Consider the following 17,041-nt stretch of genomic DNA (forward strand, 5'->3'; position numbering starts at 1 on the left):
TCGGCTCACGGGGTAGGGGTGGTGGAATCCTGTAATTACAAAAATCCAGGTGGCACCAAAACCCCTCCTCGAAAAGCCACATGTGTTTCGAGAAGCCACGTAATATGTTGCTTTTCGAAACACATGTGGCTTCTCGGCGATTAAACTCGGCGCACCAAACACCCCGCCCCGCACGCAGAACACACCAGCCCAAATGCTATTGATTCGCATCACACTCCGGCATTCTTGGGTATCCTTGGGGTAACACTCAGACAGAAGCCCGCCCTCCACCTCGAAAGGGGCCGCATGAAAACCTTCTGGACTAACCTACCCCTCACCATCCGCGCGGCAGTCATCTTCTGCTACGCCTACGCCGCGGTGCGCATCCTCAACCTCGTCTCTGAGGCAGGCACCGCACTGCTGACCCCGCGTACGCTTCTCGACGGTGCCCTCACCGCCGCGGTCGTCGTCGGTGCCCTCGCCCTGTACCTGGGTAACGCCCTGGGTGCCGCTCTGCGCGCCCGACGAGAAGGCTACGAGCCCCGCCCGGTCGGCATCATCGTCGCCTACGCGCTCTTCGTGGCGGTGTGTACCTACCTTGTCTGCCGCCTCATCGCCTACACCGTGGAGGCGGGGCTCACCTGGCTCTTCCCGCCCGCCCTCGGCCCGGTTCTGACCGCCGTGGGCATGGCTGGTCTTGGCGTGATTAACTATGTGCGCCTTGACCGCACCCGCAAGGACTAACCGGGGGGGGGAGCTGCACCAAAACCCCTCCTTGAGAAGCCACGTAATATGTTGCTTTTCGAAACACATGTGGCTTCTCGGCGCATAGAATCGGCGCAATAAAAACAGCACAAGAAACCGCCCCGTCCACCGCACCCACACGGGGGTGCAGTGGCCGGGGCGGCCTCATTCAGCGGTCAAAAACCGGCTTACAGGCTCTGTGCCTGAATTGCGGTAATCGCAACGGTGTTGATGATGTCCTCAACGGTGGTACCGCGCGACAGGTCGTTCACGGGCTTACGCAGACCCTGCAGAACCGGGCCCACAGCGGCAGCACCCGAAGACTGCTGAACAGCCTTGTAGGTGTTGTTACCGGTGTTCAGGTCGGGGAAGACGAACACGGTAGCCTGACCAGCGACCTCGCTGCCGGGCAGCTTGGTCGACGCAATGGACATGTTCGAAGCAGCGTCGTACTGGATCGGGCCCTCGACCGCGAAGTCGGGGTTCGAGGCGCGCACGAGCTCGGTTGCCTCACGCACAACGTCCACGTCTGCGCCAGCGCCGGAGGTGCCGGTCGAGTAGGACAGCATAGCAACCTTGGGGGTGACGCCGAACTGGCGTGCAGTCTCTGCGGATGCCTTCGCGATGTCGGCGAGCTGCTCTGCGTTGGGGTTCGGGTTCACTGCGCAGTCGCCGTAGACCAGAACGCGGTCTTCCATCAGCATGAGGAAGACGGAGGAGACGATCTTGGTGCCGGGGCGGGTCTTGATGAACTCGAGCGAGGGGCGGATGGTGTTCGCGGTGGTGTTCACTGCACCGGAAACCATGCCGTCGGCGATGCCCTTGTAGACGAGCATGGTGCCGAAGTACGAGGGGTCGGTCATGCGCTCGCGAGCAGCCTCAATGGTGACGCCCTTGTGTGCACGCAGCTCAGCGTAGGTTGCTGCGAAGTCTTCGGTGTACTCGTTGTTTTCGATGTCGATGATACGAACGGTGCTGGGCAGCTCGATACCTTCGGCCTGGCAGATCTCTGCGATCTTGGCGGGGTTGCCGAGCAGGATCAGGTCGCAGAAGTCGCGGCGTGCAATGATTTCGGATGCACGCAGGATTCGTACGTCGTAACCCTCAGGCAGGACCACGGAGCGGCGGTTTGCGCGTGCGGTCTCGATGAGGTTGTGCAGGAAACGCAGCGGGGTCATGGATGCGGGGCGCTCAATTTCGAGGCGTGCGAGCAGTTCGTCCTTGTTGACGTGCTCGTCCCAGCCGCCCATTGCTGCTGCGAGCTTGCGCTGGTGGCCGCTTTCGAGGGTGCCGCGGACGCGGGAGACTGCGCGTGCAGACTTGAAGGTGTCCTTGGTGGTGGACAGCACGGGGAACGGTGCGTTGTCGATGAGGGAGCCGACTGCGGTGTTCTTGCCGGGCAGTGCGTCCAGACCGCCGGTGAGCAGCACGCCGGAGGGTGCCGGGAAGGTCGGTGCCAGTGCGGATGCGAGGGTTGCTGCAACGATGTCTGCACGGTCGCCGGGGACGATAACGAAGTCGCCGTCGACGAACTGGTTGAGGAAGTTGGAGACGTTCATTGCTGCGACCTTGATGCCGTGGATGTCGCGGCTGAGGTCTTCTGCCTTGATGCCTTCGGTGTCGAGCTTGAGGGCTTCGGCAACTTCACCGACGGTGGGTGCGTTCAGCTCGGGGATTTCGGGCAGCACGTAGACGGGCAGGTTTGCGTCGCCGCGCTTGACGGAGTTCTCGATTTCGTCGCGCAGTTCGGGTTCTGCGCGGCCGACGATGATTGCGAGCAGGTCTGCCTTGGAGGCGAGCAGCTCGGTGCGTGCCACGTCAACGGCGGTGACTGCTTCCTCGACGGTTGCTTCCTGTGCGCCGACGATAGCGACGACGGGCAGGCCCAGGTCGCGTGCAATCTGGACGTTCAGGTCGAATTCGACTGAGAGCGCGTTGGCGGGCAGGTAGACGCCGTCGACGATTACGACGTCGCTGTTTGCTGCGACCTTTTCGTAGGCGGAGACTGCGCGTGCGGAGATTTCTTCGGTGTCGCCTTCTGCGATGAGTGCGAGTGCGTCGGTCATGGAGACTGCGCCGCCGACCTGCTCTTCGGTCAGGCCGAAGTGCTCACGGATGAGGCGTGCCATGGGGTCGTCGGAGATGGTTGCGCCGTCGAATACGGGGCGGAAGAAGCCGACGCGGTCTGCGCGCTTGATGAGGGAGTCTGCTAGACCCAGGGCTACGAGGGACTTGCCCGAGTTCTGGGACATAGCGGAGAGGTAAAGACCGGTGGTCATTGTTTTACTGTCCTTCTATGCGATGTTCGGCGCTGGGTCCCGCGGTTGCGCAGGGGTGTATGTGCTCCTGTGCGCGGGTGCGTCGAGCTTATAGGTCTCTTCTATCTTAAGGCGTTGTGGGGGTGGCGCCTAACAGGGTGTGCGGTGCGCTGCGTCATGTGGGCGGGCTGTTTCCCTGTTGTGGTGTGCCGTTTAGGGGTTGAGGATGCGCGCGTACCGTACGCTGTGGCCGGGCGCCCAGATGCCGCGTGCCTCAAATTCGATGCTGTTGCGCTGGTAGCCGAGCCGCTCGTAAAAAGAGAGCGCCCGTTCGTTTTCTGCCATGACCCACAGGTAGGAGTTTTCGTCCGGGTAGATGACGGACTCGTAGAGTGCCTGACCGAGCCCGGTGCCGTGCATGTGGTTGAGGGTGTACAGGTGCACGAGTTTACGGGTGCCTGCAGGCAGTTCGGGGAGGGACTCGGCGCGTTCGAGTTCCCAGGAGGAGGGCTCACACAGGGAGAGCGCCAGGCCGACCGGCTTATCCCAGTCGATGCGTGCGCCGATGGAGCAGGAGAGCCCGCCGTCGGGGGTCCAGCCGGGCACCTCATAGGCGAAGAAGCCGCGCACGGTGGGGGAGGAGAGGTGGCGGTGGAAGTCTTCGAGGTATTCGTTGCGTTCGGCGCGGTGGCGGGCGGTGAAGCTTTCCCCGAGCGTGTCGAAGTAGATCGGGTCGTAGGTTTGCTCCATGCAGTCCAGCTGCAGGTTGACGTATTTTTCGGCGTCGGTCGGTTCAATTGGTGCGAGCGCATAGCGGCCCTGACATACAAATCCCATGGGTTCTAGTCTACTCAGCCGGCCGCCGTGGAGGCGGTTCCTCGCGGGTGCGTACGCTAGGGGCGTGCGGGCTGTCGGCTAGTCTAGTGGGTATGGCGAAAAAGAGCAGGGCACCCAAGAAGTCCCAAAAGGCGCAGAAGCAGCAGAAGAACCGCATCGACGATACCGAGAACACCCCCGTGCAGGATGCCGCCGCTGGCGTGTACCCGATTTCTACGGGTGAGGCGGAGCTGGTCCCTGACGGCTACCACGCCGACGGCTGGCTGCTACTCATTAATGGTGTGCAGTCTTCCCACGTGATTGTGGGTGAGCCCCGCCAGCTGGATTTTGAGTACATGCGCTGGATCGCGGCGGTCGTCTCCTCGCACGTGGAGGAGCATCTGGATGCCGCGAAGCTGCGCATCACCCACCTGGGTGGCGGCGCGTGCTCGATGGCGCGCTATTTCGCTGACCTGTACCCGACCAGCCGCAACACCGTCGTTGAGCTGGATGCCAAGCTCGCCGAGTATGTGCGCGCCTGGTTCGACATCCCCAAGGCGCCGCGCGTGAAGATTCGCGTGGGTGAGGCGGGCGCCGTCACCGCAACCTTCGCGCCCGCATCCCGTGATGTGCTGATTCGTGACGTATTCGCCGGGGATACCACCCCCGAGGCGCTCACCACCGTCGAGTTCACCCGCACCGTCGCCGAGTCGCTGGCACCCGGTGGCCTGTACATCCTGAACTGCGGTGACGGGCCGGCGCTGACCGGTGCCCGCGCGGAGGCGTCCGCCCTGCTTGAGGTGTTCGAGTACGTGTGCATTGTGGCGGATTCGGCAATGTTGAAGGGCCGCCGCCGCGGCAACGTCATTATTGCTGGCTCGCACGCGCCCTTGCCGGAGGCTGGCTCCGTGCAGGCTGCCGCTATCGCCCGTGAGCTCATGGGTGGAGGCGTGCCCGCCCAGTACTGGGACACCGCGCGGGTGCGCCAGTTCGTGAGGTAGCGGTTTTCGGTAATGACTTATGTTTTTCGACCATAGGCTAGTGACTTTGGTGGGGGCTTTTAACTACCGCCAAAGTCACTAACCTATCGCCAAATTCGGCGGCCCCTCCACAGCAGACGCTACTATAGTGGCATGCGATACACCTACCTTGGCCCCTCCGGCACCTTCACCGAATCCGCCCTGTTGAGCGTCCCCGGCGCATCCGACGCCGAACGGATCCCCGCCACCAGCGTGCCCGACGCGCTCGCACGCCTGAACGCGGGCGAGGCGGACGCCGCCATGGTGCCCATCGAAAACTCCGTGGAGGGCGGCGTGAGCGCCACCCTGGACGCTATCGCAGCCAGCGAGGGTGTACGCATTATCCGCGAGGTGCTCGTGCCGATCCGCTTCGTGCTGGTCGCCGCGAAGCCCATCAGCATCGAAGACGTCAAGACCATCTCCACCCACTCGCACGCCTGGGCGCAGGTGCGCGGCTGGGCGCAGGAGAACGTGCCCACCGCCGCCTACCTGCCCGGCTCCTCCACCGCCGCGGCGGCTGTCGGCCTGCTCGAAGAGGGCTGCACCTACGATGCGGCAATCTGCTCCCCGGCGCTGCTGAACTACCACCCAGAACTGCACGTGTTGCAGGACAACATCGGCGACAACAAGAACGCCGTGACCCGCTTCGTGCTGCTCTCCCGCACCGCCGACATCCCCGAACCGACCGGCTCTGACAAGACCACCCTGACCGTGCCGCTGCCCTCCAACCGTGCCGGCGCCCTGCTCGAACTGCTCGAACAGTTCTCCGTGCGCGGCGTGAATCTCTCCCGCATTGAATCGCGCCCCACCGGCGAAGGCATGGGCTCCTACTCGTTCAGCATCGACGCCGACGGCCACATCTACGAGGCACGCATGCGCGACGCCCTGCGCGGCCTGCACCGCGTCTCCCCGACGCTGAAATTCCTCGGCTCCTACCCGCGCGCCGACCACGAAAACACCGAAGTCGACAGCATCCACTCCGACGGCTCCTTCGACGCCGCACACGAATGGGTCGAGTCGCTCTTCCCGAACGGCCGCCCCGCACAGCTGCAGCGCCACTAGCGGCACCACTTACAACACCACCGGCGGCACCAAGCCGGCCGCCGCTAGACACCCCCGCACCTACCCGCGCCCCACCAGCGCAAACCCCGCCCACAACCCACCGCAAGATTAGGTAGGATAAAACAGTGATTGATATTAACCTCCTCCGCGAAAACCCCGACGTCTTCCGCGCCTCCCAGCGAGCACGCGGCAAGGACGAAACCCACGTCGACCGCATCCTCGAAGCCGACACCGCACGCCGCGCACTCATCGGCGAATACGAGACCCTGCGCGCCGAACAGAACGCCTTCGGCAAGACCGTCGCAAAGGCACCCAAGGAAGAAAAGCCCGCCCTCGTCGCACAGGCGAAGGAACTGGCAGCCCGCGTCAACGAAGCAAAGGCAGCCTCCGAAGCGAAAACCGCCGAATACGAGGAACTGATCAGCAGCATCGAAAACCTCATCATCGACGGCGTACCCGTCGGCGGCGAAGACGACTACGTAGTCGTCAAGGAAGTCGGCACCCCCCGCGACTTCACCACCGAAGGCTTCGAACCGCGCGACCACCTCGAAATCGGCGAACTCGTCGACGGCATCGACATGGCACGCGGCGCGAAGGTCTCCGGCGCACGCTTCTACTTCCTCAAGGGCCAGGTGGCCCGCCTGGAGCAGGCACTCATGTGGATGGCGCTCGACCTCGCAACCGAGCACGGCTTCACCATGATGACCACCCCCACCCTGGTACGCCCCGAAATCATGAACGGCACCGGCTTCAACGTCAAGCACGACGACGAAATCTACCGCCTCGAACGCGACGACCTGTACCTGGTCGGCACCTCCGAGGTGGCGCTCGCCGGCTACCACACCGACGAAATTCTCGACTTTGAGAAGGGCGCGAAGAAGTACCTGGGCTGGTCCTCCTGCTACCGCCGCGAGGCTGGCTCCGCAGGTAAGGACACCCGCGGTATCATTCGCGTGCACCAGTTCAACAAGGCTGAAATGTTCGTCTACTGCCCCGTCGAGCAGGCAGAAGAGATGCACGCAAAGCTGCTGTCCCTCGAAGAGGAAATGTTGCAACGCTGCGGCCTCGCATACCGCGTGATTGACACCGCCGCAGGCGACCTGGGTACCTCCGCAGCCCGCAAGTTCGACTGCGAGGCGTGGGTCCCCACCCAGGGCACCTACCGCGAGCTGACCTCCACCTCGAACTGCACCACCTACCAGGCGCGCCGCCTGAACATTCGCGAGCGCACCCCGGACACCGTGGACGAGGCAGGCAACGTGCGTAAGGGCCGCACCCGCTCCGTAGCGACCCTGAACGGCACCCTGGCGACGACTCGCTGGGTGGTTGCCATCCTGGAGACTCACCAGCAGGCTGACGGCTCCGTACGTATCCCTGAGGCGCTGCGCCCGTACATGGGTGGCGCCGAGGTCATCCCCGCAGTAGCCGCTGAGTAATCTCACAACCAGCTGAAAAACCCGCTCACCGCGTAAACGGTGGGCGGGTTTTTGCGTATCCCGGTAGTCTAAGAACTATGCCTCTTTACCGTAAACTCCTTGGTGTTTCTGCGGCGGCGGCTCTGACCGCCTCCGTCACTCGTGCCCGCCGTGAAGCGCGCCGACGCGCTATCGAACTGGGCGCGCCCTTCGGCGTTCTGCCGACCCTGCCCACCGGTGAGGCGCAGCGCGTGGGCGTGGTGTACAACCCGAGTAAGCCTGGCGCTGCGGCGGCTATTGAGATTCTGGAACGTACCCTCGCGGCGAACGGCCACCCGCAGGCGCTGGTGCGCACCACCCGCGTGGACGAGCCCGGTTCCGGGGCTGCCCGCGAGCTGATTGCTGAGGGTGTTGATCTGCTCATTGCTGCCGGTGGTGACGGTACGGTGCGTGCTGTGGCGGCGGCGCTGGCGCATTATGAGGGTCCCAAGCCGCGCCTGGGTATTCTGCCGATGGGTACCGGTAACCTGCTGGCGCGTAACCTGTACATTCCGGTGAGTGACGTGGCGGCGTGCGTGAATATTGCGCTCAACGGTGCAGGTCAGAGCGTTGATGCGATTGAGATGACGACGACGAGCACCCCCGGCGAAGAAACCGAACACACGTTCTTTGTGATGAGTGGTGCCGGGTTTGATGCGCTCGTCATGAATGATACGAACGAGGAGATTAAGGCGAAGTTCGGCTGGGTTGCGTACGTGCAGTCCGGCATGAAGCATATGCTGGGCAGGTCGCATCCGGTGCGTATTAGCGTGGACGGTGGGGAGCCTCGTACTCTGCCGATGCGGTCGGTGCTGATTGCGAATTGTGGCCGCCTGCAGGGTGGTATTCGCCTGGCGGATATGACGGATGTGAATGACGGTAATCTTGAGGTGATTGTGGCGTCGCCGCGTGACTTGGTGGAGTGGGGGCTGCTGATGGCGAAGGTTACGCGACGCACGATTTTGGGTTCGCCGCGCATTGAGCTTCCGGTGATTCGCCACCTGGTGGGGTCTGAGGTGGTGTTGGAGTTCCCGGATGGTGCGCAGCCGGTTGAGGTGGATGGTGATCCGGCGCCGTCAGCGTATCGCATTAGTGCGCGCGTGCTGCCTGCCGCCGTGGAGGTGGCGGTCCATCCCGAGGTGCTCTAGTGGGTTCCTAGAGATGCCTTAAGCGTATAAACGCGGTGGGGCGCGACTTGCTGAAAGGTCGTGCCCCACCGCGTTTATTGCCCATACAGGCTGTTAGGTTTTAAGAACCCCAGGTAATGAACTCGTCCGGGTCAGCGGAGCTAAAGCTCGGCAGAGTTGAGGGAATCCAGAAGCGCCAGTCACCATCGTGCCATTCCATGACGACATCAGTAGAGCGGTAGGTGCCGGAAGGGAGCTTGATAAGAATCCGAATAGCCGCGCGCTCGGGAGTGTAGGAGATATATCGGTACCCTACAACTGGAACGGTGGTAGTGGACTTCTTGGTACGGCTCTCGCGTGCAGAGTCGGCACCCGGACCGATTACAGTCGGCATGTAAGAATCCGGGGTCGAGTTTACTTGGATGTACGCCCAAGTTGCAGCGTAGAGCGCGCCTTCGGCAGAGTGCTCAAAGCAGGAACGGATTGGGGAATTTGCTACCGGGCCGGCAGTCTTCGAGACAGGACCAATCCAACCCTCATCGGTTGTTACCCACGTGGTGTCCTTGGGTGCTGCGTCCAGTACCGCCTGGTCATCCGAGGCGCCGGCACCACAGGTTCCTGCCGCTACCGTTGAGGTGGCCTTCGACTGAGCCGCACCGTTCGAGCCGCCCGAAGCGGAGGTGTTGGAATTATCGCCGCCGCGCGGAATCAGCACGATGACCAGTACAACGAGCAGGGCGACGACAGCTGCTGCCAGTCCGAAAGCCCAGCGGGGGATAGTTACTCCACCCTTGTTCTCCATAACAATCTCCAAAATACGTAGACCCCGCAATTTCGGGGCGCGACAAACCCACCCCCAGCAGGAGGGCAGAGATTGAATGAGTGATGAGAAACTATGCGGTGCCGCAGGAAAAGTGTCTGAGCCAGAACACAACATCGAGGACTGCAAGACGCAAAAACACGGCGGCACATATTTATCGGTGTCAAAAGATACCCTATCATGCCTACAGATATCCTGCAGGCGCTCGCCCTGAGCTACCATGATATGAGCTAGACTGCACGAAAAACACCGAATTTCTACCGATAATCCGGTGCCGAACCATGCACCCGCTATGCGTCAACGCCCGACGCAGACACCAACCGCAGGCGGTCGCAACGCTACACTGCCCCGCCTAGACACATCACACCGATACATAGAACCGTTCATCAGAGAAAGCCCCTCTCCATGACCCGCAAAATCACCGCCGCCGCCGCTGTACTTGCCCTGCTCGCCACCGGTTGCTCTGCTAGCACCGATAGCTCCGCACCGGGCGGAACCCTCATCACCGGCGGAACCTCTACCGCCACCAGCACCCCCACCCCCACCCCCAGCTCTACTACTCCTGCACCCGCAACCACCACCGCAGGTCGCACCCCCACCGTCACCGAGGTGACCGCCTCCCCGAGCGCGACGGAAAGCACCACCGCGGCATCCACCACCGCGGCACCGACCCCGACCGTGAGCCTTGACCCCTCACCCCTGGCGGGAACCGGTGGCGGACCCCAGCAACCCTCCAGCGTTCCCACCCTCAATAGCATCACTGACGAAGACCGCGGTCGCGCGCTTGAAGCCGCGAAAGCAATTGTCGCCGCATACACCAGCGGCAAGCCGTACAAGGAATGGTCAGAAGAGCTCTACCCGATGGTCGATCCCGAAGTGCAGAATGAGTACGGCCCTAAATCGCGTATTGATCTTTTGAAAGGAACCGTAATCAGCGCTGAACTGGTTGATGACCCGACCCTGAAAGTTCCTGGTGGGGACAACCCCTACTGGCTCACGGTTAGCGTGCGAGTCGAGGGAAGCCTCAGCCCCGCCTACTACGTGCGTTTGCACCGTACTGCGGAGCGACCCAATAAGTGGAAGGCGTCTCATATCCTTGAACCGCAGGGCTACAAGCTCTTTGTTGAAAAACGACTGAAGGAACAGAACAAATAAGCGGTGGGTGCGGCTTCCTGCTAGGATGCGCCCCTGCAGGGGTTTGAGTCGGGAGCCTTCCCTGCACCCTAAACGCCCATATGTGACCTGGATTATGAAAGAAATCGCGGATTTTTTCACTATTTCCTGAAAATTGGGAGGATAATGAAAAAAACCGCGATTTTTTACACCATCAAGGAGGGCACACGTGAACACCACCAACACAAGGTACCGCACCCTCAAAAGCATCTTCCACGAACGCGGCAAAGCCGCCGCACAAACCGAACTGCAGGCACGCCGCAACGGCCACTCCACCTACCTCCTCAACGAATTCACGGTAGGGGAGCACCCCCTGTTCTACCTGGCAGACCGCACCGCGCTCGCATCCTTCGAGCGCATCATGCGCCGTGAACGGCACATCGAACAGCTGAGTTCCCAACTGCCCAGCATCGCCATGCAAAGCTACCTACTCGACCTGGCAGTACGTAGCATCGTGGCGTCCGACCGTATCGAAGGCGTGCACACCACGCGCCAGCTCATCTCTGAGGCGCTCACCTCCGGCGACAGCGAGGACCCCCGCGCCAAGCGCGCCGTCGAATTCGTGAACCTCCTCAAGGATCTGGGGGCAGGCCGCCCACCCGCCACAGTCGAGCAGGTGCGCAGCCTCTACGACACGCTACTCGAAGGGCACCTCGCGGAAGAAGACCGCCCAGACGGGGCTCTATTCCGTACTAAACCTGTGGTTATCCACGACAACACCCGCGAAATTCACCGCGCCCCCGACAGTGAAGCAACCATCACCGCCAACGTGCAGGCGGCGCTCAACCACGCCCTCAACCCGAACGTGCCGGCGCTATTCTCCGCAATCACCGCGCATTTCATGGTGGAGTACACGCACCCTTTCTACGACGGTAACGGCCGCCTGGGCAGGTACCTGCTGGTGTCCCACCTGGGGCAGACGCTCACTCGGCTGACGACCCTCACCCTGCCGAGCACGCTCAACATTCAGAAGAGCCGCTACTACAAGGCGTTTAGCGCGGCGGAAGAACCCCTCAACTACGGTGAGGTAACCGGTTTTCTGCACGTTTTTCTGGGGCTGATTGAGCAGGCTCAGGAGCACCTGGTAGACGAACTGGACTCACGCGACCGTGCGTGGCGTGCCCTTGGCAGGCGTATCGCTGAGCTGGAGGGCAGCCGCACCTGGACGGGTGGCACCCCCGGGCTGACTTCGAAGAAGCTTGATGATGTTCTGCGGCTGCTGTACCTGCTGGGGCAGGTGCAGATTTTCCGTGCGCCGGTTGCGCCTACCTCGACCGAGTTGCAGGAGGCGCTGGGTGTTACGGCGCCGACTCTGCGCAATAGGCTCAAACTGCTACAAGGGCTTGGCTTTGTTGAGGGTGTGAAGGCTGGCCGCACGATGCGCTGGTCCCTCACCGAGGAGGGAACCGCCCTGCTGGGCTTGCCCGCCGTTGATGACGACGAAGAATAGCCCACGAGCATAAGAAACAGGGGAGGGGTCGCACCGGAATGTATCCCGCCTATAACTGGCAGAATCGTGGAATCCATCTTTGCAGTAGCGGAACGGGCCGGTTGCAGACATAAGTATCGGTATGTGGTAATCCATCTGCTCACGCCACCATTGTGTAAGGCTCCTGTAGTCGCCGTGTGATTCATCCCATGTCTGCTACATTAGGGTCAGGCGACATAATGCTTCCGGGTGCTTCCACCACTCAGAACACCAGAAAGTATTCTGGATATCTATTTTGCGGTTTAACGAGGCCGTACACCTGAACTCGAATACCGAATGACTGGAAACATAATGGTGATCAATCACAAGCGACAGGGCGAAACACAGAGCGCTGCTCCTAGCCTGCATCTGAGAGACATGCCCATCGAGCACTTGTATGCGCGCTATCAAAGGATAGCGCGGAACCTGCCGAGACGGATTCGCTGGCTTGCTTTGATATTCGCGCCAACGAGCACGAGTTTCACCGTCTTCACCGCTGGCCTACTGAATGTTGCAGGGGCTCTGATGATTACGGCAGGTATCGGCCAGGTAACGTCAGGTGAAAGGACCCCAGGCAGTGCTATTTGGTTACTCATCTTCGCTTTCCTGGCTGAAAGCCTAGGGTACTGGGTGAAGGAACGCCAGGAGCTTATTCTCACGATCGCGGTTCGACAGCTCACATACCGCCGTTTCCGGGACATCTTTGGTAGGTCATCCCATCCGCCGGAAGCTCACGGGCATGTTCTCACATACCCAGGACAGATCAGCCAGTTTGCCTTCGTTGTTGATTTCGCTGTTTCAACCGTTCAGATTATTGCCTTTCTCGCGGCTTCGCTCGCGCTATATGGTGTAAGCGGCGCCATCGCTGCGTTGCTCATCACTGGATTGGTATTCGTCAGCGTCCGTCTCATCAACTTGGTGGGCCGACTATGGGAACAGTACGTTGCTCTAGAGGGAGAGCGTAGGCAGTGGATCCAGCGTGTAGCAAACGCGCTGCCTCGAGGGCAAAGCATCCCCAGCTGGGGTACCGCCCTGGACAAGGTCGCTAGCATCCGAAACACCGAAGAGCAGCTTCTGCGCAGACGAGTCCCGTTGCAGGTCCTGAATGGATTCCTTGAACGAGGAGCACTAACTGCGGTGCTCGCTGTGGTTGCGGTCCTCGGCGCGTGGCTCTGGCCATCCGCTCATTTCGGTATTGGAATTATTTTGGCAGCCCGCTACCTGTACGCAGCGGTGCAGAACAACATCGTAAACTATCGGGTTATTCGACTCGCTGTGCCAATGATGCGTGAGCTCGACAAGCTCGAGTCGTCTCCAAATTGCACGGTTAAACAGCAGGACTGGGTGGGGCAGCCTTCAAATTCTAGAGAGGTGCTTGCAGCTACGTCTGAGCGCGCTGAAGCATTGCGCGCATCCGTGACCACCCCCGATTCTGCTTTCGTACCACGCAACCCGGAAATGTCCCATTCGGTGTTGTCAGCGTGGCGAGCCTCTGCTTCGCCACATCAGGTATCCCGGTTCACTAGCCTCGCTTTAGGTATGGGGCTCACTGAGGATGTGATCGGGCGGTTCTGGCAAGACGCAACAACCTTGTCGTCAGGAGAGAGACACCGTGCTGCTGTCGCTATCGTTTTGGCAGACAAACCGGACTGGCTAATTTTGGACGATACGTTCGCAGCGCTTGATCCTGTAACACGAGAAGTGGTTGCCGAGAGGATCTTAGAGTGCGTGCCAACGTGCACACTTCTGGCAAGCTCGGAGGAGTACGTACCGAGTGCCTTCACCCCCGGCAATGATGCGAGGGTAGACCCTCTTGAGTTGCAGGCTCATAGCCCCGGGGCAGCTAAGGAGGCAGATGCTGGTTCGATGGATGTGAGCGAGGGACAGGACCTTCCTGACCCTGAGCCGAAGCGTGCCACATTCCGACGATCGGCCCTGTTGTTGTTTGGACCGCATTTGGTGTGGATTACGTGTGGCGCCCTACTCTTGAGCGGATCCGAAGTTGCTTTTGCATTGACGATTGCTCACAGTGATGGGCTGTCTGCTCAGGTTGCTGGAGTGTCAGCTGCTTGCGCACTGGCAGCAATTGTTGGGTCCGTCATGTTCTTTGGCCCGCTCTACTGGGCTCCCATCGCTAGGCTGAGCGATTTGCACGACCGGGTTATACGCAGGCTCGATCGATTCGCTAGTCCTAGAACAAGCGGTGCGGTCATGGGGCGGATGGGTGAAGACTTCTCCGACCTTCAGATGTCGGTGCCTAGCGCCCTGGGTTCGGTATTTATGGTCATTCTACAGACCTTTATGCTCATCGGAGGCGCAGTGGCTGGCGCCCCGCTGTTCATAATCGTTGTGTTGGCGGTAGCACCCCTAGCGATGCTTGCTATGCGTCAGGGTTCAAAGTGGATTCTCCCTGCCTCGACGACGGCTGCCAATCGCCGAGGTGACTTCATCGGGGTGGTTGGTGCCCAGGCTGGCTTACACGCTGCGCCCGTCAGTGCAGGGCTACGTCGGGCTGGAGAAGAAGCCTACGCTCATTCGGAGGCTGCATACGTCAGCAGCTCGATTCAGTTGGCGAACGCCTACGCACTGCGTACGGGACTGATTCAGTCGCTTGTGTTGTCACTGAATGTTTCTGCAGTGGTATTGGCACTGATGGTCGAAGGATCGAACTCAGTGGTTGCTCCCGCGGTCGTAATATATTTTGCAGTAACTCTGTCATCTGGCATCCAATCTACGGTGGAGACGCTGCAACAGGTTGGTGTAGTCAGCTTGACTGCGGAGCGTGTTCGGATGCTTGAAGAGTACCGGGCCGACCGTTCTTATCCGCCCGTGCGGTCTGCTGACCTGGCTCTGCTTGAGAGTGTTCTTGACTCTGGGTGTTCTATGGTTGCCTTGATTGGACCAACTGGCGCGGGGAAGTCCGTCATGCTTGATGCTCTATACCGCCGGTATCCCCAAGGCGAAGTGGTAATCGTACCAGATATCGATCCGTTCGCATCTGAAGCATCGAATTCGAGCGGGCTCATGCTTGCGCGTTCCGTGTTACGTGAAGGCGCTGCCCGGCTTGTGTTGCTTGATGAGACCTTGAAGGGTCTCACTCCGTCAGAGGAGCGCGCTGAGCTCGAATCGATGGCGTGTGCTATCGAGGGCAGTGACAAGCAGGTTGTGATTGTCCTTCACTCGCGCTCTAACCTTGATCGTTTCAAAGAAGTGGTGAATTTAGATGCGTGAGCTGACCCAAGTACTACGTTTTTCTCCAAGAACTATCGAGGACGAAATGCGAATCTATAGGGCCAACCTATAGCCTGGGCCGATTCGTCGGTGGCACTTCTGAACGAGTACGGCGCCACACTGTGCACACCTGACCATGAGGCGACACCGCTGGACTTACCCGCCGTTGATGACGACGAAGAATAGCCCACGAGCATAAGAAACAGGGGAGGGGCCGCACCAGAGTGCGCCCCCTCCCCTGAGCTGTAGTTAAAACAGAAAAGGCACCCTCAACGGGTGCCTTATGTGTCAGGAGCGCTAAGTTCGGCCGGAGTCCTCCAGCTTGCCCCTTAGAGCCTTCATCCCTGGGCCCGTAAGCGGTAATCCGTCGTTTTATCCTGACAGTCCTACTATACCTAAGCAACGGACAAGCTACTAGCCGATAGGTCACGCCCTAAAACCTCACCGCGGACCACCCGCAGGGGTACCCGGCTGCGGTCTGTGGCTAAAACACAGTTGGGGCCGTCTCGCACGCAGGCTCGAAAAGTGCGAGAATGGAGCAGAAAAGAAAACTACGAAAGAAGATACTTTCATGCTTATTCTCGTTGTGAACGCCGGTTCTTCCTCCCTGAAGTACCAGGTGCGTGACACCTCCCTGCCCGAGGCAGAGCAGATGCTGACCTCCGGCCTCGTCGAAAACATCGGCACCGACGTGCCCAACCACGAGGTCGCATTCGACATCATGTCCGAGAAGCTTGAGCCTGTCCTGCACGGCCGCGAGCTGCAGGCAGTCGGCCACCGCGTGGTGCAGGGTGCAGAGAAGTTCACCCACCCCACCCTGCTGACTGAAGAAGTTGTCCAGCAGATCGACGACCTCTCCCCGCTGGCACCGCTGCACAACCCCGCACACGTTCAGGGTATGCGCGCCGCAATGCACAAGTGGCCCTCCCTGCCGCAGGTCGCTATCTTCGACACCGCGTTCCACTCCACCATGCCCGAAGAAGCATGGCGCTACGCAATCCCCTACGACCTGGCTGACAAGTACAGCATCCGCCGCTACGGCTTCCACGGCACCAGCCACGAGTACGTCTCCCACGTTGCAGCTGACATGCTCGGCATTGCACGCGACGAGTTCAACGGCGTTGTCGCACACCTCGGTAACGGTGCGTCCGTGACCGCTGTGAAGGGCGGCAAGTCCGTCGACACCTCCATGGGCTACACCCCGCTGGCCGGCCTGATCATGGGTACCCGCTCCGGCGACATCGACCCCTCGGCGCTGACCACCATCCTGTCCCGTGAAGGCATTGACGGTGAACGCCTGGACACCATCCTGAACAAGGAGTCCGGCCTGCTCGCACTGGCTGGCTCCAACGACATGCGTAAGGTCGTCGAGTCTGCACAGTCCGGCGACGAGCGTGCACAGCTCGCACTGGACATGACCTCCTACCGCCTGATGAAGTACATTGGCGGCTACAACCTGGTTGTCGGCGGCGCGCAGGCACTGATCTTCACCGCAGGTATCGGTGAGAACTCCGGCGACTTCCGCAAGCTGGTCCTGGACCGCCTCGGCGCTCTCGGCATCAAGTACAACGAGGAAGAGAACGCTAAGCGTTCCCCCGAGCCGCGCGTGATTTCCACCGAGGATTCCGCTATCAAGGTGCTGGTCATCCCCACCAACGAGGAGAAGGCTATCGCTGAGGCTACCGAGGAACTCGTCAAGAGCCTCTAAGCCCCGCGCACCCCGCCGTATAGGCGGCTCAGCGTAAAGTTATCCGCCGTAGCGTCCCGTCCTGTACGGGTGCTACGGCGGATTTCTTATGCTCGCGAGGCGGCGCGCTCCTTACGCTGTGGCGTGCTGTAGCGTCGCGAATGGGCATTCTATGAGAAAAAGCGCATTCACATTCACTAGTA

General features: G+C 60.8%; 12 protein-coding genes. 9 read left to right on the forward strand and 3 right to left on the reverse strand.

The annotated features are described in order from the left end of the window. Positions 1 to 285 precede the first annotated feature (285 nt). Complete coding sequence (locus HMPREF2999_RS00600) at positions 286 to 723, forward strand: hypothetical protein (RefSeq protein ID WP_070674321.1); 438 nt, start codon at positions 286 to 288, stop codon at positions 721 to 723. Between the two features lie 188 nt (positions 724 to 911). On the opposite strand, the gene pta is transcribed toward HMPREF2999_RS00600, so the two are convergent. After that, positions 912 to 3,002, reverse strand: coding sequence for a phosphate acetyltransferase (pta, locus tag HMPREF2999_RS00605; RefSeq protein WP_070674325.1), 2,091 nt, complete (start codon positions 3,000 to 3,002; stop codon positions 912 to 914). A gap of 192 nt (positions 3,003 to 3,194) precedes the next feature. Beyond that, a complete protein-coding gene (locus tag HMPREF2999_RS00610; protein ID WP_070674328.1) occupies positions 3,195 to 3,818 on the reverse strand; it encodes a GNAT family N-acetyltransferase in 624 nt (207 codons plus the stop codon). Positions 3,819 to 3,910: 92 nt separating this feature from the next. Between HMPREF2999_RS00610 and HMPREF2999_RS00615 the strand changes: the two genes are divergently transcribed. The 4 genes from HMPREF2999_RS00615 to HMPREF2999_RS00630 all read left to right on the forward strand — a co-directional run bounded on the left by HMPREF2999_RS00615 (position 3,911) and on the right by HMPREF2999_RS00630 (position 8,480). Then, positions 3,911 to 4,798, forward strand: a complete 888-nt coding sequence (locus tag HMPREF2999_RS00615; RefSeq protein ID WP_053088844.1) for a spermidine synthase — start codon at positions 3,911 to 3,913, stop codon at positions 4,796 to 4,798. A 132-nt stretch (positions 4,799 to 4,930) separates the two neighbouring features. Continuing rightward, positions 4,931 to 5,878: a prephenate dehydratase gene (gene pheA, locus HMPREF2999_RS00620; RefSeq protein ID WP_070674331.1), complete on the forward strand. Its 948-nt coding sequence runs from the start codon at positions 4,931 to 4,933 to the stop codon at positions 5,876 to 5,878. Positions 5,879 to 6,003: 125 nt separating this feature from the next. Continuing rightward, positions 6,004 to 7,314, forward strand: coding sequence for a serine--tRNA ligase (gene serS / locus HMPREF2999_RS00625; protein ID WP_070674334.1), 1,311 nt, complete (start codon positions 6,004 to 6,006; stop codon positions 7,312 to 7,314). A 77-nt stretch (positions 7,315 to 7,391) separates the two neighbouring features. Next, positions 7,392 to 8,480: a diacylglycerol/lipid kinase family protein gene (locus tag HMPREF2999_RS00630; RefSeq protein ID WP_070674337.1), complete on the forward strand. Its 1,089-nt coding sequence runs from the start codon at positions 7,392 to 7,394 to the stop codon at positions 8,478 to 8,480. Positions 8,481 to 8,580: 100 nt separating this feature from the next. On the opposite strand, the gene HMPREF2999_RS00635 is transcribed toward HMPREF2999_RS00630, so the two are convergent. Beyond that, on the reverse strand, positions 8,581 to 9,261 hold the full coding sequence (locus HMPREF2999_RS00635) for a DUF8175 domain-containg protein (RefSeq protein WP_070674340.1): 681 nt from the start codon (positions 9,259 to 9,261) through the stop codon (positions 8,581 to 8,583). A 423-nt stretch (positions 9,262 to 9,684) separates the two neighbouring features. On the opposite strand from HMPREF2999_RS00635, the gene HMPREF2999_RS00640 reads away from it, so the two are divergent. From HMPREF2999_RS00640 to HMPREF2999_RS00655, 4 genes are all read left to right on the forward strand, one after another. After that, entirely contained in the window at positions 9,685 to 10,434 is a 750-nt protein-coding gene (locus HMPREF2999_RS00640; RefSeq protein WP_070674342.1) for a carbonic anhydrase, read from the forward strand. A 187-nt stretch (positions 10,435 to 10,621) separates the two neighbouring features. Then, on the forward strand, positions 10,622 to 11,902 hold the full coding sequence (locus HMPREF2999_RS00645; RefSeq protein ID WP_070674346.1) for a Fic family protein: 1,281 nt from the start codon (positions 10,622 to 10,624) through the stop codon (positions 11,900 to 11,902). A 330-nt stretch (positions 11,903 to 12,232) separates the two neighbouring features. Next, complete coding sequence (locus HMPREF2999_RS00650; protein WP_070674349.1) at positions 12,233 to 15,151, forward strand: hypothetical protein; 2,919 nt, start codon at positions 12,233 to 12,235, stop codon at positions 15,149 to 15,151. Between the two features lie 571 nt (positions 15,152 to 15,722). Continuing rightward, positions 15,723 to 16,859: an acetate/propionate family kinase gene (locus HMPREF2999_RS00655; RefSeq protein WP_070674352.1), complete on the forward strand. Its 1,137-nt coding sequence runs from the start codon at positions 15,723 to 15,725 to the stop codon at positions 16,857 to 16,859. Positions 16,860 to 17,041: the final 182 nt, after the last annotated feature.

The sequence above is a fragment of the Rothia sp. HMSC066H02 genome, from assembly GCF_001814995.1.
In the GTDB taxonomy this organism is placed as follows: Bacteria; Actinomycetota; Actinomycetes; order Actinomycetales; family Micrococcaceae; genus Rothia; species Rothia mucilaginosa.